Annotated in this window: 13 protein-coding genes; 7 read left to right on the plus strand and 6 right to left on the minus strand. The window is 38.2% G+C overall.

Annotated features, from left to right (window positions below; all coding sequences use genetic code 11):
- Position 1: 1 nt before the first annotated feature.
- The 6 genes from LU635_RS00120 to LU635_RS00145 form a co-directional block, all read right to left on the minus strand.
- Positions 2 to 2869, minus strand: a complete 2868-nt coding sequence (locus LU635_RS00120; RefSeq protein WP_240095156.1) for a glycosyl hydrolase 115 family protein — start codon at positions 2867 to 2869, stop codon at positions 2 to 4.
- A complete protein-coding gene (locus LU635_RS00125) occupies positions 2862 to 5846 on the minus strand; it encodes a glycoside hydrolase family 2 protein (protein WP_240095157.1) in 2985 nt (994 codons plus the stop codon). The genes LU635_RS00120 and LU635_RS00125 overlap by 8 nt, the downstream gene beginning before the upstream one ends.
- Entirely contained in the window at positions 5846 to 7390 is a 1545-nt protein-coding gene (locus LU635_RS00130) for a rhamnogalacturonan acetylesterase (protein WP_240095158.1), read from the minus strand. The genes LU635_RS00125 and LU635_RS00130 overlap by 1 nt, the downstream gene beginning before the upstream one ends.
- Positions 7391 to 7397: 7 nt before the next feature.
- Positions 7398 to 10268, minus strand: a complete 2871-nt coding sequence (locus LU635_RS00135; protein ID WP_240095159.1) for a glycoside hydrolase family 2 TIM barrel-domain containing protein — start codon at positions 10266 to 10268, stop codon at positions 7398 to 7400.
- 4 nt (positions 10269 to 10272) lie between these two features.
- On the minus strand, positions 10273 to 11646 hold the full coding sequence (locus LU635_RS00140) for a rhamnogalacturonan acetylesterase (RefSeq protein ID WP_240095160.1): 1374 nt from the start codon (positions 11644 to 11646) through the stop codon (positions 10273 to 10275).
- 84 nt (positions 11647 to 11730) lie between these two features.
- On the minus strand, positions 11731 to 12783 hold the full coding sequence (locus LU635_RS00145) for a GntR family transcriptional regulator (RefSeq protein WP_240095161.1): 1053 nt from the start codon (positions 12781 to 12783) through the stop codon (positions 11731 to 11733).
- 156 nt (positions 12784 to 12939) lie between these two features.
- Between LU635_RS00145 and LU635_RS00150 the strand changes: the two genes are divergently transcribed.
- From LU635_RS00150 to kduI, 7 genes are all read left to right on the plus strand, one after another.
- Entirely contained in the window at positions 12940 to 15036 is a 2097-nt protein-coding gene (locus LU635_RS00150; protein WP_240095162.1) for a bifunctional aldolase/short-chain dehydrogenase, read from the plus strand.
- Between the two features lie 74 nt (positions 15037 to 15110).
- Positions 15111 to 16391, plus strand: a complete 1281-nt coding sequence (locus LU635_RS00155) for a sugar isomerase (RefSeq protein WP_240095163.1) — start codon at positions 15111 to 15113, stop codon at positions 16389 to 16391.
- 10 nt (positions 16392 to 16401) lie between these two features.
- Positions 16402 to 17778, plus strand: coding sequence for an FGGY-family carbohydrate kinase (locus LU635_RS00160; protein WP_240095164.1), 1377 nt, complete (start codon positions 16402 to 16404; stop codon positions 17776 to 17778).
- Positions 17779 to 17780: 2 nt separating this feature from the next.
- Complete coding sequence (locus LU635_RS00165) at positions 17781 to 18926, plus strand: alpha-hydroxy acid oxidase (protein WP_240095165.1); 1146 nt, start codon at positions 17781 to 17783, stop codon at positions 18924 to 18926.
- Between the two features lie 12 nt (positions 18927 to 18938).
- The gene (locus LU635_RS00170) at positions 18939 to 20357 is read left to right on the plus strand and encodes a purine-cytosine permease family protein (RefSeq protein WP_240095166.1); all 1419 of its coding nucleotides are present in this window, start codon (positions 18939 to 18941) and stop codon (positions 20355 to 20357) included.
- A 111-nt stretch (positions 20358 to 20468) separates the two neighbouring features.
- Entirely contained in the window at positions 20469 to 21965 is a 1497-nt protein-coding gene (locus tag LU635_RS00175; RefSeq protein ID WP_240095167.1) for a glycoside hydrolase family 28 protein, read from the plus strand.
- 273 nt (positions 21966 to 22238) lie between these two features.
- Positions 22239 to 23075: a 5-dehydro-4-deoxy-D-glucuronate isomerase gene (kduI, locus tag LU635_RS00180; protein WP_240095168.1), complete on the plus strand. Its 837-nt coding sequence runs from the start codon at positions 22239 to 22241 to the stop codon at positions 23073 to 23075.
- Positions 23076 to 23090: the final 15 nt, after the last annotated feature.

Below are 23090 nucleotides of genomic sequence, written 5' to 3' on the forward strand. Positions count from 1 at the left end.
TTCAGGGTTTAGTTTCAGGTAGAATACTATACGGTAAAGATTGATCTAATAAATTTAAATAAATAAAATCAATGGCGACTCCTTCATCAATCATATAAATCCTTAGCGTATGTTTTCCCTTTTTTCCAATGTTTACATTGATATTTTTTTTCGCAAGATTGCGAAGCACATTTTGTTTCCATTCTTCGCTTCGGCCGTATGTTTTAAAATCTATAATTTTAACAGGATTATCGTCCCATTGTACACCAATTCTGAGGCTGTGATTATTGGTAAGAGGATGAGTTGGGAGGGCATTGACGATTAATTCGGCGTCCTCAGCAAGAGTTTCAGTATAAATATCGTACTCTAGGTAAGGATTCTTTTCTGCAATCTGAAAAGTATCAAGTGGGTTTTCGTTTAGAGGTAAGCTCTGCATCAAATTTTTGCTGTAACTTAAGCCTGCCATTTTCTCCCAGCCAAACTCTCCGGAATCCCTTTTATCAGAGTAGTTTTCGGCATATATGGAAACTATTCCGTTTTTTTCAATAAAAGTATTCTTTGAATTTCCATTGATATTGTAAGAATGAATTTCTATAGTTAAACGAATAGTTTTTGATGAGTTAATGCTTAGTTCTGAATAGCGGGGAGCACCTGACTCTTTCCACTTTTCCCAGTCAATACTGACTTTTATTCTTTCAGAAGGATTAGCGGAATCCAAACTGCCTTGAGATTTGGTTAATAGTAACCAGTCAGGTTTATTTCCAATTTGCCAGTCAATTGATTTTGCAGCTTTTATAAATAGATCAAAAAAGTACGAATCTTTTGCTCCCTGGTAAAATATGGGCAATTGTGATTTTTTCGATTTTCCGCTATGTTCCACAGAAATACCAAGCTCATCATCCGAAACTTCCGAATTATTAAGTTTAATTTCGGGTTTTAGATAAACCGGTAAGCCTCTTGGTTGCATGTCCATCATATCTTGCCATTTTCCTTCAGCAATATCCTCATTATATCTTTCAGTTAAGGCAACAATACTATCATAATATTGTAAAGAGAGTTCTTTATAATTTTGAGCTTCCAGCCTTTTTTCCTGATTATATTTAATGGCGAGGTCCCTAAACAAAAACTTTTTATTCATAAAAGAAGCTCCTTTTACAGGATAATATACTAACTGGAAAAAGGCATCCTGATATTTTTCAGGTAGTTTTTGCTGAATTTCTTCAACTTTTTTCTCAAGAGTATCGTACTCGTTAATTCTCGCAGTTACTTCATCTCCCCATGAAAAAGGTGAGTAAGCAGTAGTGTCTATGGAAGTGGTTGGCTCGGTCTGGCTCCATCCCATAAATTCAGGTTTACGTTCAAAAGCCAATTGGTAGTAATTCGTTTTAAGATCAGCTATTTCTTTTGCAAAATTTCCATCAAAAACTGATTTATAGAATGACTCTAAGTGCTTATCTACATATTGAGGATCTTCAAATCTTGACACATCATAAGCCATATCCATAAAAAGCTGCATATTGTATTCTGCAGGTTTTATATCCCCCACATTCAGGATCCATATCTTTTTGTCCCCTGTTTTGTAAGCTTTCATCATTTCTTCCCGAATCAAACCAGGATGGGTAGAACTCAGCCACAAATAATCATGTGGTCTACCCCAGTAGGATGCATGATAGTAAACTCCGCCACCACCGGCTCTTTGACGCTCATTTTCGTCACTCAATCTCCTTATGTAGCCATAATTATCATCGGTCCAGATGATGGTAATGTCATCTGGAATATCCATTCCTGAATCGTAAAGATCTAAGACCTCCTTGTAAACCGTAAAGGCCTGGGGAATTTCAGAAATCGGTTCTGAACTATATTGTTCTAAGAGTTTACGTTGATCTTTGATAACGCCTGAAAGTACCTGAGCAGCCTGTTCAACACTTTTTACACCTTCCATACCGCTATCGTGAACACCGCGCATTCCAATAGTATATATCGCATCCAGTTGAGAGGATTCTTTTACTCGCTCTTCCCAATAATTATAGACATTTTCCTCATTAGAAACATAACTGAAGTCTCCCATGGTATTATGTTTCCATTCATCCACATTATTACGTAACATGGGCTCTGCGTGTGAACTTCCTAAAACTATATGATATTTTGAAGCCATATCGGGATTACCCGGATAATGAAAAAAAGCTCTTGTACTGGGGTGCATGGCAGGCCAGATGGTATTTGCCTTTAAACGGAGTAATAATTCAAAGATTTTTGAATAAGTTTTAGGTCCAATATCACCCACTTCAGGCTCAAAGGTATGTTCAGCCCAGGGCTGTAGTCCCCAGTCTTCATCGTTTAAAAATATCCCTCTGTATTCAACGGATGGTTCTTTAGAATAAAAATCTGTTGATTCAACAAAAATTTCTTGCTGCTTTTGAACCGGGACGTCAGCCCACCAGTTCCATGGCGATACACCTAGTTTTTCTGAAAGATTAAAGACCCCAAATGCCGTACCCCTGGGATCTGTACCTGCAATAATTAAAATTTTTTTATTACCCTGATTAATTACTTTGTAAAGAAAACTTTCTTTTTGATTTTTGAATTCTTCCGAAACGGCATTTGGATCCAGGAATTTAGTAATCATTGGTGATTCCAATTCGCCAATTAAGATGTAGTTTACCTGATCTTTTCCAATGCTCGTGCTAACTTCAGGCTTTTTATTGGTGATCTTTAATATGTCTTCAGCAAAAAGATAAGCCGATATGGAATCCAGGGAAGAACCATTTTCATCATAAATTATAGATGAGATTTCATCTTTTCCCGCTATCTCAAATTCCTTTTTCGATTCTTGCCCAATTCCTGAAAAACTGGAATAGAGCAGGATGAAAAAAATAACCTTTCTATTCATAAAATTCTATCTCTACAATACGCAGTTGTCCTTTTGCATTAGCAGCTTCTTTATCCTTGTACAAATCCAGTTCTTTTGTTGGATCTACTTCAACAATATCCCCAAAAGCATCCTCTTCAGTATTCGCACCAATAAGCTCAATTTTTACATTTTCCGTGATTCCGGTGTCTACGGGGATATGAAGATAACCTAAGTTTCTTCTTGTTTCACCTTTATAGATTTCTTGACCATCTGCAGTTATTCGAATCGGATAACTCTTGGTTCTCCATCCTGTAAGTTTTATGGATATTTCGGATATTTCCGAAGGCTTGGCTAGTTCATAATTAATCCATCCGGTATTAATTCTACCGTCATTCGTCCATTCGCTTAACTCATTATCATCAAAACTTTTATAAACTTCGTCTTCATTCGAACCTGCCGTAGCGCTGGAGATAAATACGGTATTTCTCTTTTTGGTATAAGACGGTGTAGATGGAGTAGGACCACGTTCCAGGTTAGAGGGAAGTCCCTGCCCGGGAAGGTGCTCAGCAAGACCGTTTTGGGTTTCAAATGGATTGGTTTGCAGATTAATCGAAGCAGACTCCAATCCATCAGACTTTGCTTTAACTATAATTTCGCCTGCTTTAACAAGAGATTGAATCATTACACGATTTATTCCGTTGGTCACGGCAAGATCTTTTGAAAGAATATCGTTTCCGGGTCCATAACCTATTCCTCCCAGCCACTTTCCGGGACCTTCAATTTCAAAATTTATTTCAGAATTATCTATCGGAACCCGATTACCATCTGCATCTACTACTTCCACATCTATCAAAGCGATATCTGCCCCATTGGCTTTAAAACCGGTTGGAGATACACGCGGAGTAAGTTTTATGGCGGTTGCTTCCCCAGCGGTCTTAAATTCAGCCTCGCTAAGGATGTTATCTTCAGTATCATAACTTACCGCTTTCAAAGTGCCCGGCTCAAAAGCTACATTTTCAAAAGTGAATAAAAAGCCATAACTCTTTTCACCAAAACCAAGTGACTTATCATTTAGGAAAAGTTCAACCTTATCTCCGGTAGAAATGACATATTCATTTTTAACGATGGTATCGTTATAGTTCCAGTGTCCCAGAATATGGCTGCCATGATCTTCAATGTCAACCCAACCATCCCACATTACCTGATGAGCGTAAAAACCATCTTTCGGGATTCTCATTGGATCAACCTCTCCGCTTCCGCGATAATTTCCCTCTCCGCGATAATGTGTATTAGAATCTGAAAATATGATATTTACCCCGCCAGAGCTTACTCGCTCACCAGTTCCTGGTCTTTCACGAAAATAATCATACCATCGCACCACATTTTCAATAGCATGGGCATCTTGGTTATGGTTATAAGCACGGGCTGGTTCCCCTTTATAAAGTGGCCCGTCCCCCTCTTCATGAAAAGGAGGAGTGTATTCGTCCCAGTATTTTCGTAATCCTTCATCCCTGGAATATTCTGTAGCCCACATAGGTATATGCGCACTTTTGTTGATATAAAGCATTTCCCCTCCGTATTCTGCTTCCCTGCTATCCAACATTTCGCGAGAACCGGCAGCACGTCCACCATAAGGATCGTATGTATCGCGTAAACTCTTCATTTCATGCATATGGGGTTCGCTAATAGCATCATTTCCGGACTCATAAAAAATGATGCTAGGATTATTTCTATTGTATATAATAGCATCCCGCATTAATCTGACTCGTTGTTTCCAATTATCGCCTTTAGAATCACCTTCAGCATCACCTGCAGGCATGGCTTGCATCAATCCAACGCGATCCAGACTTTCCACATCCTGTTTCCACGGAGTAATATGCATCCATCTAACAAGATTGGCATTGCTTTCCACCATTAACTGATTACTAAAATCACTCATCCAGGCTGGAACAGACATGCCCACAGCAGGCCATTCATTGCTGGTTCGCTGAGCGTATCCTTTTACCTGAATCACCCTATCGTTAAGCCAGATTTTTCCATCTTTAAAATTTGTTTTTCTGAAACCTGTTGTAGTCACAACTTCGTCTAAGGTGTTTCCATTTTCTTTAATTCGAGTGATAACGTCATAAAGGTATCCGTAACCCCAACTCCAGAAATTTAGATCTTCCATCATTTTATCGGCTTTCAGAATTTTAGTTTCTCCGGATGCTAAAGTTTCAGCTTCGCTTTGGAATTTCCCAACTGAATTTCCTTCCATGTCAAGAATTTCAACTTCCATCGAAATTTGCTTATCTGAAGGACTTTCATTTCGTATCTGGGATTCTACATTAACTTTTGCCGTTTTATTTTCGATATTAAAATCGGAAGGATAGACATAAATACCGGTAGTTTCTAAGTTAGAGTAGAGCGGTAAGGTTTGATAAACGTTATTGGTGATATGCAGCATTACGTTTTTTGTAATCCCACCGTAATTTGCATTGAAGTTTTTATCATTCCAGCGATATTTGGCATTGGTAGCTTTCTCCCTATAATCCCAACTATTGTCTATGCGAAGTGCGATGGTGTTCTCCTTATTCCCGGTGTTTATTATATCTGAAATATCCAGGCCAAAAGCCATAGCTCCATTTTCATGAATACCAATTTTTTGCCCGTTCAAAAATATTTCTCCACCCTGTCTAATCCCTTCAAATTCCAGGAATACTTTCTTGCCTTCCGCTTCTTCGGGCACTTTAAAATCTTTGCGATACCATACTATTCCGGTGGTATGCTCATAAATGGATTTTTCAAAAGCTTCTTCCTGATTATAGGCATGAGGGAGCGTAACTTTTATCCACTTACTATCATTAAAATTAGGTTTTTCTGCACCCTTGATGTCTCCCTGCTTTAGTTTCCAGTCTGAATTAAAGTTGTATTCTTTTCTTTCAAAATCCTGTGCATTAAGGTTTAAATAATTTAATATAAAAAGTAAAAACGTTAATGTTTTTATAGGCTTGAATGTTTTTTTCTTGAAATTCATTATTTTTTATTTTCCTGTCCTTTCTTTGATTGGTTCTTCGGGATAAAAATGTAATCTCTTATACCGCTTCCTTTTAATTGATTCAGGGACTTTGCAACAACCAGCGCATTTAATTCTGCACCCTCAAGGTTCGTATGCGTATGGTCTTTAGGGAAGAATTCTTTTACCTTCTGTCTGCCCATATCTTCATATCTACTAGCAATGGAATCATTAAGATCTACAAAATAGCCTCCTGCTTCTTCAACCGCTTCTTTAGCCCATTTGGCATAAGAATCATCGTTGCGTTCCACTTTGTCACCATGCCAGATGTTTCTGGGAATCATACTCAAAACAATTGGCGTGGCTCCTTTTTCTTCTGCTTCATCAATATATTTCTTCATATACCAGCCATAAGTATGAACTACTTCGGTACTGTCTTCGCTAAATTCAACAGTTTGAGTTTCATCTCCCATACCTTTCAGTGAACCTCTATATTTCGGCTTATCTATATGTCCGCCGTCATTGTGTCCAAACTGAATTAGTAAAAAATCACCTTCATCAAGACTATCCAAAACTGCCTGCCACAGACCTTCACCTCGGAATGTTCGGCTGCTTCTTCCGCCGCGCGCTTTGTTATAAACATTCACTCGAGTAGTATCAAAATATCTATCAATAGGTACACCCCACCCAACAAGCGTATCATTATTACTAGCTACGGTGGAATCCCCTATAATATAGACGTCTTTTTTAGCAGGAAGTTTAATCTGCGGATTTTCTAGTAGATAACTATTTAATGAATTTTCGCTTTCCTGAATTCCTTCAGCGACAAGAGTGGCGGCCAGCACGGCTCCTTTAGCAGAGGTATGCGTATGATCCCTTTCATAAAAAAATGTTCCGGTAACATTTTTTTCGCCAATTTCTTCCATTTCCGAAGCCATTTTTTCATTCAGGTCAATGAAGGTCACGTTTTCTTCTTCTGCAACTTTTTTTGCCCATCCTCCATAAGAATTCTTGTTTCTGGGGACGTTTCCATTATTCCAATCATTTCGTGGAATAGGAGACATGACCAGCGGAATAGCTCCTTTTTCCTTTGCGTCTTTGATCACTTTCCGAATATACCAGCCATAGGAATGCACCGTTTCATGTTTCCCTGTAAGCATATTATCAATTTCCTCGCTTTCATCACCGGTTCCTTTTATAGTTCCCCTTGCCCGAAAGTCATCATTAATAGGTCCCGAGTCATTATGCCCGAACTGTATAAGTACATAATCCCCTTTCTGAAGGCTGTTTTTTACCGGTTTCCAGAGCCCTTTGGTTTGAAATGTCCGGCTGCTAGTGCCTCCCAGGGCATGGTTTTCTACTTCTACTTTAGAGGTATCCAGGAACTGGCCAATATAGTCGCCCCACCCCCAGAGACCGCCGGAACCATCACCCCGACCGTTTTTTACGGTAGAATCTCCCACTAAATAAACGGTAGGTTTGTTTTCTTCAGATGTGTTCTGGTTACAACTAAGCAGTAAAATTGCAATAGAAAGCTGAAAAAAGATTTTTAATAATTTCATCATTGGATTTTTATTCTTGGTTTTTTCTAAAGTCGAACCATAAATTCATGGTGATACCATCATCGCCACTTTTTATCCGAATATTAGTCGGCTGGCTACTTGGTCCCTGGTGCGATAAAGGTTTAAATGCACGCATCGCAGGAATTTCATACATAAACGAAATATTGCCCTCGGGAAATTCAGGTTGAGGATGAGCATTCGAAATCATGTTTTTGGGTTCATCGGGTGTGAACAACCTTAAAAACATCTTATCATTTTCACTGAAAACCCTGAAGCTGTTGTTACCGGCATCCAGATAGCCACCCAGGAAGTTGGCATGATAACCTTTAAATTCAGGATAGATAAGGTTCTCAAAGCTTTCTCCGGTAATGGTCTGGTTATAGTCTTTTTGCCAGATAGAGTATTCGGTTCCTTTAAGCCTGTTTTTCCAAACCCTGTAAGGGCCTTTTCCGAACCATTTAAAACCATTAACTCCTTCTTCCGGAAAATCGAAAGTGATTCCGAATTTATCGATATTTCCTTCATAGAAGGCACCGTCAAATCCGTCACCACCACGGGCATTTTTCAGGGCAGTCATTTCCATATGAAGGCGACCATCAGGATACATGGTCCAGACAATATCTTCTATACCTCCGGCATACTTCATTGCAAAAATAGCTTTATCACCATCCTGTTTTATCTTTACCTCCTGGAATTCTACTTTCATACCTATAGGCCTTGGACCGTTAACCAGCGGAATTTCACTTTTTCCGTTTGAGACAGAAGTTATATGGCCTGAATTTTTATCAAAAGTTACTTTTACATCACCCCCTGAAAGAGTGATTTTATTCCCATTTTCTTCAGCAAAAGCAGCTTTTTTGTTCTCTTTTTTCAGAAGGAATTTATCAGCAAAGTAATCAGCGCGATGAATAGGCCAGGTCCATGTATAGATCTCTCTTCCGTGCTGATCTGCAGCGGTAATTTCGAGCCAGTCGCCTTCAAAGAAATTATCGCCTAATCCAAACTTGATTTTACGTCTTTCCCCAGGTTCTGCATCCGGTAAATCTATTGCTCCGGAAGCTATTTGGCTTGGCCCTGAATCACTGTAAAAGACCTCTTTTGGTGCTTTCATAACACGGTAATTCATAGTTGCGGAGTTAAGATTGCTGAAAAGAAAGTTGTTCGTTACTAAAAAAGTACCGTCAAAAGTTTCGGTAATTAGCCTGGGCTCAAACTGTATAGGAGCCCATACTTCTTTAATTGTAAAGAAACTACCTTCCTTTTCGCGGTGAGGTCCTAAGATGCCGTCAGGAGCTAAATTCCCTTTTGAATCATATTTTCGATCCCCTTCCCAGTCGGTTCGTAATACAGCGGCATCATTGAAAACCCACAGGAAGCCCCCGGCAAAAAGCGGACTTTCTTTATACCTGTTCCAGAAATCATCCAATCCGGCGCCGTGGCCATTATCATAGGTTCCGTGCATAAATTCAGTAGGAAAAAATACATTTTCTCCGGCTCCAAAGCGGTGTACTCCTGTTTGATATGTGGGATAGTGATGGGTATCCCATCCGTTAAAATCGGCCCAGGGATGAATTACAATTCGTTTTTGTAGGTCATACTCATGAAAAACAGCGTCCAGTTCATAATTCCAGCCTCCTTCATTCCCCTGGTCCCAAATGATTATTGAAGGGTGGTTTACATCACGTTTAACCGTTTCTTTTACCAGCTGCCTGCCGGTTTTAGTATCATATGGATTTTGCCAGCCCGCAACTTCATTTAAAACAAACAGGCCTAAGGAATCACAGGCTTCAAGAAAATGCTTGTCTGGCGGATAGTGAAACCGGACTGCATTCATGTTCATATCTTTGATGAGGTTCACATCCATGATACTTATCCTTTTGCTGGTACTTCTGCCAGATTCGGGATAGATGGTGTGTCGGTTGACACCTTTCATCAGTATTTTAGTCCCGTTCACATAGATGCCGTCCTTTTTGCGGAATTCCAGAGTTCTGAAACCTATGCGATCTGAAACTTCATGAATTGTTTTTCCGTTTTGGGTTAACTTAAATTGAAGCTCATATAAATTAGGTTGCTCAGGATTCCAGGGCTTTATATTTTCCCATTTAGCCTCAATAATCTTTTTTTCTGTATTAGTTGCTATTGGAAAACTATAAGTTTTATAATCACTATCTGTTTCGCCAACTGGAGAAATTGTAGCTTCTATTTGTGCATTTTCGGGAATATTTTTCAGGTCAAGTTCTGCGGTTAGAGAGCCATCCATTTTAGCGTCTACGGCAAAATGATCAATGTTGGTTCGCGGTTTTACCTCCAGCCATACGGGTCTATAAATCCCACCAAACAACCACCAGTCGGCATAACGTTCCGCACGATTTACATTGTGATTTTCAGAATGTTTCCATACGTGAACCTCCAGAAGATTTTTTTCTCCGAATTTCAGAAAGTCAGTTATATCATACTCAAACTGATAAAAACCTCCATGGTGTTTCGGGCCTACTTTTTCCCCGTTTATTTTAACCTCCGTATCGGTCATTACTCCCCCAAAGACTATTTTCACCGATTTATCTTTATACTCTTCAGGAACCTCAAATTCATATTTGTAAAATCCTTCTTCCTTGCTTGGCTCTTCCTGTTCCAACTCTTTATACCAGCGGCCGTAGGTGTAAGTGCCAAATCCTTCCAGTTCCCATTGATTTGGAACATCAATCTTAGACCATTCATTGCTGTTCATTCCATCGGTGACCATGAAATCCCATTCTACAGTATGTTCAAAATCCTTTCCAGAGAGATAAATTTCTTTTGTCTCCTGGGCCCTTAGTTGGGACGCAAGGAAAATCAGGATTAGAAAGTTTAAAAGTCTTAAATTCAAATGCTTTATTTTCATAAATTTAATTTCCATCAGGTTTAGTATTTTCAAATCGGGGACTAAGGGGAACTTTCCAGCTGGAAAGTTCGTTTGGTTTTTCAGGATCATATCCTGGGGTCTCCTTCTTCAAATATTCGGAAAGAGATGAATTTTGCTCACGTAAGCCTTGGATAAATGCCAGTGCAATTTCGTTCGCTCCAAAATTATTAAAATGGGTATTGTCTTCCAGCTTCTTATCCTGTCCGGGAAAAGTGTGAGCCGGATATTGAACAAAAGCTTTTTTTGATTCTTCCACCCCCCAGGCTTCGTACATTTTGGTAGTCATTTTGGTCAAATCGATAAGCGGCACATTCATATCTCTTGCAACCTTTCTTATCGCGGCCGGGTAATCTCCATGTGTGGGAATTAATTTTCCGTCTTTCTTAAAAAGTCTTCTTTGAGCAGGAGTAATTAGAATAGGTTCAGCTCCTTTACTCCTGGCGGTCAGTATAAATTCCTTTAAAAGATCGGTATAAGATTGCCAGGGGCCAATCCCTTCACCTTTTCTTTTCTCATCGTTATGAGCAAAGCCAATAACCAGGTAATCCCCGGGTTTTATTTGTTCCTCTATTTTTTCAAGGCGTTTTCTGCCTTTAAAAGAAGCAAGTGAAGCGCCTGAAAAAGCATGATTGGCAATCGCTATTTCCTTATTGAAATATTGTGTAACTGCCTGTCCCCAAGAGGCCCAGGGTTCAAGGTCCTGGTCGGTCATGGTGGAGTCCCCCGCCAGATAAAGGGTCTTGAAGTCATTTAAGGGAGTGATGCAAATTTTTTGAACAGCAACATCCCCAGAAAACTCCAGGGTAAGTTTATCATCCCAGTCTAAATCATCTAATTCCCGGTTTTTAAGGCTTGCAGTTCCTCCATCTTTCATTTCAGGTTTTCGTACATTCACTATAAAGCTTTCAGATCTTTGCCCGCCCTTTTTTACGGGAATCCTGTCGTAAAAAATTCTCTTGGATTCAGCTTTTATAGTTGTTTCTGAAGCCTTTTTATCTAAACCCAGTATTATTTCAATTTTATAATTTCCTTCCGGAACTTTAGTGGAGAAATAGACCGGTGCTTTGGAGGTGAAACCTGTGGGGCCAATCTCGACTTTTTGGGAGGTGCCAAAATCAAAACCATAAGCTTTTTCTGATTGAAATTCTACAGGATAATCAATAAGAATAGCCGAAGAATCAGGGCTCTTTCCGAAAGTGAATTTCAGTACCTTGGATGACTGAGCTAAAACCTCATTACAATGCAGGATTATGAAAACAAATATTAATTTTAATCCTGCCTTGGAAATAAATATTATCCTTGTTTTTAGAGGGTTATATTTTATCCAGTCGAAAAGAGCTTGGTTCTGATCTATCATTGGTGGTCTCAGGAATTGATAATAATATCTAAACTACCTAAGATCGCCAGAAAAGGTATCCTGTACTGTTATGGCTGTATAATACTATACCGAATTACGTTCAATATAATTGAAAACATTTTTTACTTTTTCCTTTTTATTTTTTAATACCATATAGGCGGCAGTTTCTCCCATAGTTTTAAAATCGGTACTAATTACTGAAATACCTAATAATTCCTTCAAAGGGGTTTCATTGTACGAAATGATACCAATATCCCTTCCTAGTACCAGGTTCTTCTTTCTGGTCTGCCGTACAAGATTCACCAGGTCCCGTTCCTGAATGGTAACATATACATCTTTACTTTGTAGTTCCATATCATCATAGATTTCGTGCAAAATTTCATAATCAAAATTATTTTCCGCACAAAACTTAATAAAACCAGTTCGAATTCTTCGGGGATATGGATTAGCCGATTTTTCTGGATATACCAGAATCACCTTGTCATACTTCTTTATTCTTTCTAATCCTTCAGTAAGAGCTTTGAAAATATCCTGTTCAAAGTCTTGATAAATAGAACCATAATTACCTTTTAGAACATCTTTTACATTATCGAGCATAATTAAACTGTCTGTAGGGATCTGCCTCAGGATTTTAAGTACTTCTGGCGTGAAGGTCACATGATGGGAATTATCATCTCTAAAGTGAGGCATGATCACATAATAATTATAGGCTCCGATATTGCGTTCTAAAGTTTTTATAAATAGAGATTCATCACAATGATATATATACATGTCTACATGACTGTTAACCCCAAGAGCGTTCACAAAGGAGTTATAGGTAATCATTTTATAAGTGCTGGGTTTGTTTACCATGAATAAAATGTTGACCCTTGAAATCAAATCGGTTTTGGACGTGTAGAAACCTTTGCCTTTTACGGAAACTATAATTTTCCTTTCTTTTAAAAGCCTATATGCTTTCTCTACCGTATCTCGTGAGAGAAGGAGATGCTCACTAAGTTCGTTGATTGAGGGGATTTTTTCTCCAACCTTGATCTTACCATGGGAAATACCGGAAATGATCGAATCTACAATCTGTTTATATTTAGGTATTCTGGAATCTTCTTTAATCTCTATTTCAATTGGCTGAATTATCTTCATTAGAATGAGCTCTTTTGTTAAAGAATTGTAAATTTAAATAATAAATATTTGGTTTTCCCCCTTAAAGGAAATCTTTTCCTAAGCAGCATACTACAGGATAGCCTCTACATCTTTTAAGACTAAATTTGGAGAAAATGCTAAGCTTTAACAATTATCATGGAAAAAACTTTTAAATACGTAGACTATCTCTGGGATGAGCAAAAAGCAGCTTCAATGGGTGATGACCAGGTAGCGCTTTTTCTTTACCGATCTAATATTTTAGGAGCAGATTTAAGAATCACCAATTATGGAGGAGGTAATACCAGTTGTAAAACTATTGAAAAAGACCCTCTAACCAATGAAGATGTAGAGGTAATGTGGGTAAAAGGATCAGGAGGCGACATTGGTACCCTAACCAGGGAAGGAATTGCTGGATTATATACAGAAAGACTGAGAAACCTCAAGAATGTTTATCAAGGAATTGAGGATGAAGATAGAATGGTAGGCTTGTTTAATCATTGTATCTACGATCTTAACAGTAAGGCTCCTTCAATAGACACTCCGTTACATGGTCTTTTGCCATTTAGCCATATAGATCATTTGCATCCCGATGCACTTATTGCCGTTGCAGCTGCCAAAGACAGTGAACAGGTTACCAAAGAAATTTGGGGTGATACAATGGGATGGGTTCCCTGGCAACGTCCGGGTTTTGATCTTGGTCTTCAACTGGAGAAGTGCCTGAAAGAGAATCCTGGCATCAGGGGTATTGTTCTTGGTAGTCATGGACTTTTTACCTGGGGTGATACTTCTTATGAATGTTATATGAATAGCCTTGAGGTAATTGAGCAGGCATCTGAATATATAGCTAAGAAAATTGAAGAAAAAGGAGAAGTTTTTGGAGGTAGGAAAATAGAAAGTTTATCTGCGGAAGAACGAAAAAATAAAGCTGCAGAATTAATGCCGTTATTGCGTGGTCTGGCCTCTTCTGAGAATCAAATGATTGGTCATTTTACTGATAGTGATACAGTATTACAATATATTAACAGTAATGATCTGGAAAGGCTGGCACCTATGGGAACTTCCTGCCCTGATCATTTTCTCCGTACAAAAATTCAACCATTGATTTTAAACCTGGAAACTTCTGAAGATATTTCAGATACAGAGAAAGTTTTAGAAAAATTAACTCCAGATTTTGATCAGTACCGTAAAGAATATAAGGAGTATTATGAGAACTGCAAGCATGATAACAGCCCCGCAATGCGTGATCCAAATCCGGTAATAATTATCTATCCGGGAGTTGGAATGTTCAGTTTTGCAAAAAATAAACAAACTGCCCGGGTGGCAAGTGAATTTTATGTAAATGCCATCAATGTGATGCGAGGTGCAGAGGCGATTAGTGAATATACCTCCTTGCCGCGACAGGAAGCATTTGATATTGAGTACTGGTTATTAGAAGAGGCTAAGCTTCAACGCATGCCTGCTGAAAAACCTCTTTCCCGGAGAGTAGCACTTGTGACCGGAGCCGGAGGTGGAATAGGGAAGGCCATAGCCGATAAATTAGTTGCTGAAGGTGCCAATGTTGTACTTACCGATATTAATGAGGATAATCTAAATGAGGCTGTATCTACTTACAAACGAGATCTGGTTGAAGGAGTACTTTGTGATGTAACTAAAGAGGAATCTATCGATGCGGCTTATAAAAAAGCTAATTTGTCTTTCGGTGGGGTGGATATAGTGATACATTCTGCAGGATTAGCAATTTCTAAGTCTTTAGAAGACACCACTCAAAAGGATTGGGATCTCTTACAGGATATTTTGGTTAAAGGTCAGTTCTTAATGGCTCAAAAAGGAGTGGAAATCATGAAAAAACAAGGGCTGGGAGGTGATATTGTAAATATTGCGAGTAAGAATGGATTGGTCGCCGGGCCAAATAATGTAGGTTATGGAACTGCCAAGGCAGCTCAGCAGCACATGACCCGTCTTCTGGCAGCGGAACTTGGGAGGGATCATATTAGGGTAAATACTGTAAACCCTGATGGTGTTATTGTAGGAAGTAAGATATGGGAAGGTGAGTGGGCCGAAGGCAGAGCCAAGGCACACGGGATTGAAGTAAAAGATCTTCCTAAACATTACGCCAAAAGAAATCTACTGCAGGAGATTATTCTTCCTGAAGATATTGCCAACGGTGTATTCGTTTGTGTGGGAATTCTGGAAAAAAGTACTGGAAATACTATTAATGTTGATGGTGGTATGGCCAATGCTTTTGTAAGATAATAGTTTGTGTTTAGCTTAATTAGGGATTTTCAATTATTGAAAATCCCTTTTTACTAACTAATTTTTGATGATGTATGAAAATTGATAAAAATAGTATTTCAGATTATAACAGTCAGTATAAAGATACATTTGAACAAGAATTCAGATTTGTTTCAGACAGCCTGGAACAGAAAGGATTGAATGTTGAAAGTGTTGTAAAGAAAATCAGCGATTTTCAGGTAGCTATCCCCAGTTGGGCTTTGGGCGCAGGAGGTACACGTTTCGGACGTTTTTCTTATGGTGGTGAGCCTTCTTCTCTTGAGCAAAAACTGAATGATATAGGGGTTTTAAATGCCTTAACAAAATCGGCAGGAGCAGTATCACTGCACATTCCTTGGGATATACCGGATGATACGCAGGCGATCAAGGAAATAGCTGAAAGTCACGGGATCGCTTTCGATGCGATGAACTCGAATACATTTCAGGATCAACCAGGAGCGGAGGAGACTTATAAATTCGGTTCATTGAATAATACAAGTAAAAATGTTAGGGACTATGCCATACAGCATAACCTGGATGTGATAAGGATAGGAGAGGAGCTCGGCTCTAAAAGCTTAACGGTTTGGCTTGCTGATGGGGCTAACTTTCCCGGTCAGTTAAATTTTCAAAATGCTTTGAAGTACACTGAAGATAGTTTGAAAAGCATATACCAATACCTGCCTGAAGATTGGAGAATGTTTATTGAATATAAACCTTACGAACCAAATTTTTACAGTACCACAATACAGGATTGGGGAACTTCTTTTATGTTAGCGAATGCGTGCGGAGAAAAGGCCTTTACACTGGTAGATCTTGGTCACCACCTGCCGAATACTAATATTGAACAAATAGTGGCTACTTTGTTGTTGAAGGGAAAGCTGGGTGGTTTTCATTTTAATGATAGTAAATATGGTGATGATGATGTTACTGTAGGGTCAATAAAACCTTATGCTTTGTTCCTTATATTTAATGAGCTGGTTTACGGGATGGAAAATAATCCTCAAAACCCTTCTTTGGCCTGGATGATAGATGCTAGTCACAACATAAAAGATCCTCTTGAAGATTTATTGCAATCGATAGAAGCTATTCTTATCGCCTATGCCCAGGCCCTTCTAATTGATCAAAAAGATCTGAGGGAAGCACAGTTACAAAATGATGTAGTGAAATGTCAGGAAATTCTTCAGGATGCTTACCGTACAGATGTTAGACCACTGGTAAAAGCTGCAAGATTAAAGGCTAATGCAGCCTTAAATCCTCTGGATGCTTACCGCAGTTTTGAAGTTCGGAAAGAGCTGATAAAAGAAAGAGGAAATAAAACGATAGCTACAGGGCTATAAAGAAAAAAGAATGAGTCAGAATAAAGTAACGGCTGTTTTCGATATAGGGAAGACTAACAAAAAATTCTTTTTATTCGATGAAGAGTTTCAGGAAGTCCATAGGGAATACATCCGTATTGATGAAATTAAGGACGAAGATGGGTTTCCAACAGAAAATCTTGAGGCTTTAAAGAACTGGATGAAAAAAGTTTTTAATGATATCCTGAAGACCGATAGATTTGATATTACTGCTATAAATTTCTCAACCTATGGAGCAAGTTTGGTGCATTTGGATGAAAATGGCAACGTACTGACTCCTTTATATAATTACACAAAACAGATAGATGAATCGGTAATTGATTCTTTTTACCAAAAATATGGTCCTGAAGAAGATTTTGAGCAAATTACCGGATCACCAAAATCTGGCATGCTGAATTCAGGCATGCAGTTATACTGGATTAAAAAGAATAAGCCAGAGGTTTTTAAAAGGATAAAATATTCCCTTCACCTGCCACAATATCTTAGTTATATTTTCACCGGCATTCCAATAAGTGAATATACCAGTATTGGCTGCCATACGGCTCTCTGGGATTATAATAAAAGAGATTATCATAGATGGGTATATGATGAGAAAATCCATCTAATTCTACCGCCAATTGTTTCTACAGAAACCAGTTTTAATATGAATTACAATGGGAAACGTATTAAAATTGGGGTAGGGATACATGATAGTTCAGCTGCTCTTCTCCCTTACGTAAGGAGTGTAAAGGAAGATTTTATTCTCGTTTCTACTGGAACCTGGAGTATATCTTTCAATCCCTTTTCTGATTCAAAGCTTTCAAAAGAGGAAGTTGAGAACGGATGCATAAACTATATGCGTATTAACGGAAAAGCTGTGAAGGCCTCAAGAATATTTTTAGGTAATGAATATAAAAGACAAATAGAGTTTCTTTCAGAATACTATAAGGTTCCAAGGGATTTCCATAAAAACATCATCTTCGATTATGACATTTACTATGAAATTACCAAGGACTTTGAACCTATGTTTAGATGGGAAAGTTTAGAAACAGAGACTATGCCCCGTAAAACCATCCTTAAATATCCTAATATAGAAGAGGCCTATCATCAGTTAATGATAGAGCTTGTTACTATTCAGGCTGAAAGCATCAAAATAGTGGCTGGAAATACAAAGAGTTATAAACTATTTGTAGACGGGGGCTTTACCGATAATAACGTATACATCCAGTTATTATCCCATTACCTCCGCAATATGTCGCTAAGAACAACTAAGGCATCTCTGGGCTCTGCACTGGGTGCGGCTATTGCTATTTCTGATAAAAAATTAAATTCAAAATTTTTAAAGAAGAATTACTCTTTAAAAAAGCATGTCCCATTTATAATTAAATAACAATGGCTATTAATTCCAAATACCCTTCTGTAGAAGATCTACGTAAAAAAGCTAAAAAAAGAGTTCCTGAATTTGCTTTTGAATATTTGGATGGAGGTTGTAATGAAGATGTAAATATTAGCAGGAATACCAGTGAAATAAGAGAGGTACAACTGCAACCACGGTATTTAAGAAATTATGGTAATAGCTCAATGAAAACCAAAATTTTAGGAATGGAGTTCGATGCTCCCTTCGGGATTGCTCCTGTAGGCTTACAGGGACTTATGTGGCCAAATTCGCCTCAAATCCTTGCAGCTTCAGCTTACAAGCACAATATTCCATTTGTTTTGAGTACAGTAACTACTATGGATATTGAACAGGCGAGCCGACTTACTGATGGACAGGCCTGGTTTCAGTTATATAATCCCGTGGAAGATTCCGTAAGAAATGATATTTTAAACAGGGCAAAAGATGCCGGATGTCCTGTACTCGTATTGCTATGCGATGTTCCTACTTTTGGTTACCGGCCCAGAGATATCCGAAATGGTCTGGCCCTACCTCCAAAAATGTCAGTTAAAAATATCTTACAAATTTTAGGAAAACCTAGATGGGCTTTGAATACCTTGAAATATGGTCAGCCTACTTTTGAAAATCTGAAGCCTTATACACCAGAAGGTTTAAACCTGAAGCAACTTGGACAATTTATGGATAAAACATTTTCAGGTCGTTTGAATGAAGAATTGATAAAGCCTATCAGGGATAAATGGAAAGGTAAGCTGGTATTAAAGGGAGTGGCATCTGAACAGGATACTGAAGATGCTATAAAAATGGGCTTTGATGGTATTATAATCTCAAATCACGGAGGGCGACAGTTGGATGCAGGTGAATCAACCATCCATTCCCTTCAGAATATTGCAAAAAAATATAGTGACAAGATTGAAATAATGATGGATAGCGGATTAAGGTCAGGTCCCGATATTGCGCGTACAATTGCCTCTGGAGCAAAATTCACTTTTATGGGCAGATCTTTTATGTATGGCGCCGCCGCATTAGGAAAATATGGAGGAGATCATACCATTAGTATGCTGAAAACTCAATTTCAGCAGGTAATGGATCAGTTATGCTGTGAAAAAGTAGAAGATTTGCCTAAACATTTAATTAAGAATTAAACTGAAAATAGTATGACTATATATAATCAGGAGGAAGTTGTCATAGAAGAAATATCCGGAGGTGAATTTGAGCGTGAGCCTGTTCCTTATTCTAATTGGAAAAGCTGGAAAAGCTTTCTTGGTATGTATGCGGGGGAACATGCAGCTGGAACAGAATTCGTGATAGGACCACTATTTCTTACCACAGGAGTTAGTGCATTTGATCTAATTTTTGGACTTCTGCTTGGAAACCTGATGGCAGTTTTAAGCTGGCGATTTTTGACTGCTGAAATAGGAACTAAATTTAGATTCACTTTATACTATCATTTAGAAAAAATATGTGGGAAACGCTTAGTAACCCTATATAACTTGGCAAATGGGATGCTATTTTGTTTTCTGGCCGGTGCAATGATAACTATTTCAGCTACAGCGGTAGGAATTCCATTCGATATGGAAATGCCACAACTTACAGATACAATGCCAAACGGGGTGACATGGATAGTAATTGTACTTTGCATAGGGACGGTTATATCAGTAATTGCTGCAAGAGGATATTCAACAGTGGCCAAAGCTGCTAACTGGATGTCCCCAGTAATTGTTTTGGCCTTTGTGGTTTGTGGGATAGTTGCATTATTTCAATTAAATGTGAATAGCTTCTCCGACTTCTGGAATATTTGGGGAAATGGAAGTGAACCTTTTCCAGGACAGATCAAATATACTTTCTGGCATGTATTTTTATGGTCGTGGTTTGCAAATGCCGCAATGCATATAGGCATGTCTGATCTTTCAGTTTTTAGGTTTGCCAAAAAGGCAAGCACTGGATGGACAACAGCTGCCGGAATGTACATAGGTCATTTTATTGCCTGGATTGCTGCATGTCTCTTATATGCCGTTTATTTAAAATCTCCGGAAGCCCAGGTTTTCTTAAGTAATGGTCAGGCTCCGCCTGTTGCTCCAGGTCCATTGGCATATAATGCCATTGGTGTTTTTGGTATTATAGCTGTAATCCTTGCAGGATGGACAACGGCAAATCCAACGATCTACAGAGCTGGCCTGGCATTTCAGGCTATACTTCCAAAGACCTCTACATTCTGGGTGACCCTTATTGCCGGAGGAATAGCAACTGTGGCGGGCTTATTCCCCGCTTTTGCAATGCGCTTATTAGATTTTGTAGCTTTATATGGTTTTATACTCGCACCTGTGGGAGCAGTGATCGTTTTTGAATATTTCTTTGGGGCGAAAATAGGGATTCAATCCTTTTATGCTCAAAAGACTGGTGGGCGATTTAATTTAGCAGTATTTTGGGCATGGTTAATTAGCTTTGGTATATTTTACTTTATATCTGTTCATTACAATGTATTTCTTTCTTTTCTTACGTTGCCAGCCTGGTTGCTCTGTGGATTGCTATTCTTGTTTTTAAGCAAGTTTTATCAGAATAAGGTATATCAATAAAAAATTATAAGAATAGCTAAGACAGTTTATGGCTACTAATTAAAAATATTAGTAAGAGTTTTGCTATTTAAGAATAAATAAGGTTTCACAACTATAAAACTTCCTGATCTTATGGGAAAAAGTACTATTATGCTCACTTTTCGTTTAGTTCTATTTTCTACCTTAATTTTAGTATCCTGTGAGGACAACCAAAAAGATAAGAGTACCAAAAATTCAAAGGATGAAAGCCAGGGATTTATGCCAGATTGGGTTGCTAATGCAGGAGCTAAGGAAATTGAATTTAAAGATAGTATATATTATGTTAATGATTATGATGCTATAGATGATGGCTCTGAACTCACTACAGAGGCAATTCAAATGGCTATAGACGAATGTCATGAAAATGGAGGAGGAACAGTAGCTTTTAAACCCGGGGTTTACCTAACTGGAGCTGTATTTGTTAAGGAAGGGATAAATTTTAGAATTGATAAGGGAGTTGAAATTAGGGGAAGTGAAAATATAGAAGACTATACTTTAATTGATACACGGGTGGCAGGTATAGAAATAAAATGGCCAGCTGCTCTAATTAATGTTCGTGATCAAAAAAACGTTAGAATAAGTGGGAATGGACTTGTAGACGGTCAGGGGAAAGTCTATTGGGATTATTACTGGAAATTAAGAAAAGAATATGAATCCAAAGGTTTGAGATGGATAGTAGATTATGATGCACGGAGACCCAGAACCTTTTTAATTTCGAATTCTGAAAATGTCTTCTTAAAAGATCTTAATATTCAAAAAGCAGGATTTTGGACTGTCCAGGTGCTTTATTCCAAATATGTAACGGTTGATGGAATTACAATTCGTAATAATATTGGAGGGCATGGACCCAGTACCGATGGAATAGATATCGATTCCTCTCAATGGATTCTGGTTCAAAACTGCGATATTGATTGTAATGATGACAACTTCTGCTTAAAGGCCGGAAGGGATTGGGATGGTTTGAGAGTAGATAAGCCCACTCAATATGTTGTGATAAAGGATTGTATAGCAAGGCGTGGTGCAGGCTTATTTACCATTGGAAGTGAAACTTCCGGAGACATTCGGCATGTATATGTTTCAAATATTCGAGGCATTGGTACCTCTAACGGCTTAAATATAAAATCGGCAATGACCCGTGGTGGTACAGTAGAGGATATATATCTTGAAAATATAAAGATGGATAGTGTAGGGACATTTATGGAAGTTTCTATGAATTGGAATCCAAGCTATAGCTATTCCAAATTGCCGAAAAATTACGATATAGACTCTGTCCCGGATCATTGGCGTACATTATTGAAGAGAGTGGAACCGGCTTCAAGAGGTATTCCTAAATTTCGGAATATAAGCCTTTATAACATTCAGGTGCAAAATGCCAAACGAGCGATCAATGTCAATGGGATCGATAGTTCTTTGGTAGAGAATATTACCCTGAAAGATGTACATATCCAGGGAAAAACTGCCGGACAGATTAATTATAGTAAAAACTGGAACTTAAATAATGTAAGTCTGGATATAGAAGATGGCACCCAATTGAATATAAATAATTCCAAAAAGGTAGAATTTCCGGATTCTATATATGCTTTTAACTGAGAAAAATATTCTAATAGGGTTACAATTTTCTAGCTCTCCCCTGGTTTCTTTTAATATCTTTTGGTTGTAGCTTTCCTGGCAGTAAAGAACAGGATGGTTATACCTTATCTAATTTTTATCTTCACAAAATATAAACTGGTTAATTCCTAAAAATTAATTATAATAATTTACAGAAATCATTTTTTTTGGATAAAAAAGAAAGAAAAATCTAAATATTAAAAATTTTTATTATATTCGTGTAATCGATTGCATAAACAATTAAAAAAAGATATTATGACTCATTCAGAATTTAGATATGCACATCATCCTGAAGATGTAAAGAAATATTCCACTCAGGAGCTTCGTGAGCACTTTTTGATCCCGGAGCTTTTCAGAAAAGATGAGATCAATCTTACTTATAGTATGTACGATAGGTTTATTGCAGGAGGAGCATTTCCTGTAAGCAAACCCGTTAAGCTGGAAACCATTGACGATTTAAAATCTGAGAATTTTTTAGATCGCCGTGAACTTGGGATAATAAATGTTGGAGCAACCGGAAAGGTAACAGTAGATGGTGAATCTTATGAATTAAAACATAAAGAGGCCCTTTATGTAGGGCGGGGAAATAAGGAAGTGATCTTTGAAAAATCAGGAGATGGTCAGCCTTATTTCTATCTTAATTCGGCTCCGGCTCATCATGCTTATCCAACTAAAAAGGTAGGAAAGGAAGATGCTGAGGTTGTAGAGCTTGGAGATTCAAAATACGCCAATAAGAGAGTTTTAAATAAACTGATTGTCAATAGTATTGTTGAAACATGTCAGTTACAGATGGGGATGACCGAACTGGTGGAAGGAAATATTTGGAACACTATGCCTCCACATACCCATGAGCGAAGAATGGAGGTTTACTTCTATTTTGACCTGGAGGAAGGTCAGACTATCAGTCATTATATGGGTCAGCCAGACGAAACGAGACATATTTTTATGAAGAATCATCAGGCAGTAATTTCTCCCGAATGGTCCATTCATGCCGGTGCCGGAACCTCAAATTATACATTTATCTGGGGAATGGCTGGTGAAAACCTGGATTATGGAGATATGGATAAGGTGTCTGTTAACGAATTGAAATAGTTGAAAATGGATATA

Origin of the sequence: Christiangramia crocea (assembly GCF_022410465.1) — a bacterium.
Taxonomy (GTDB): Bacteria; Bacteroidota; Bacteroidia; order Flavobacteriales; family Flavobacteriaceae; genus Christiangramia; species Christiangramia crocea.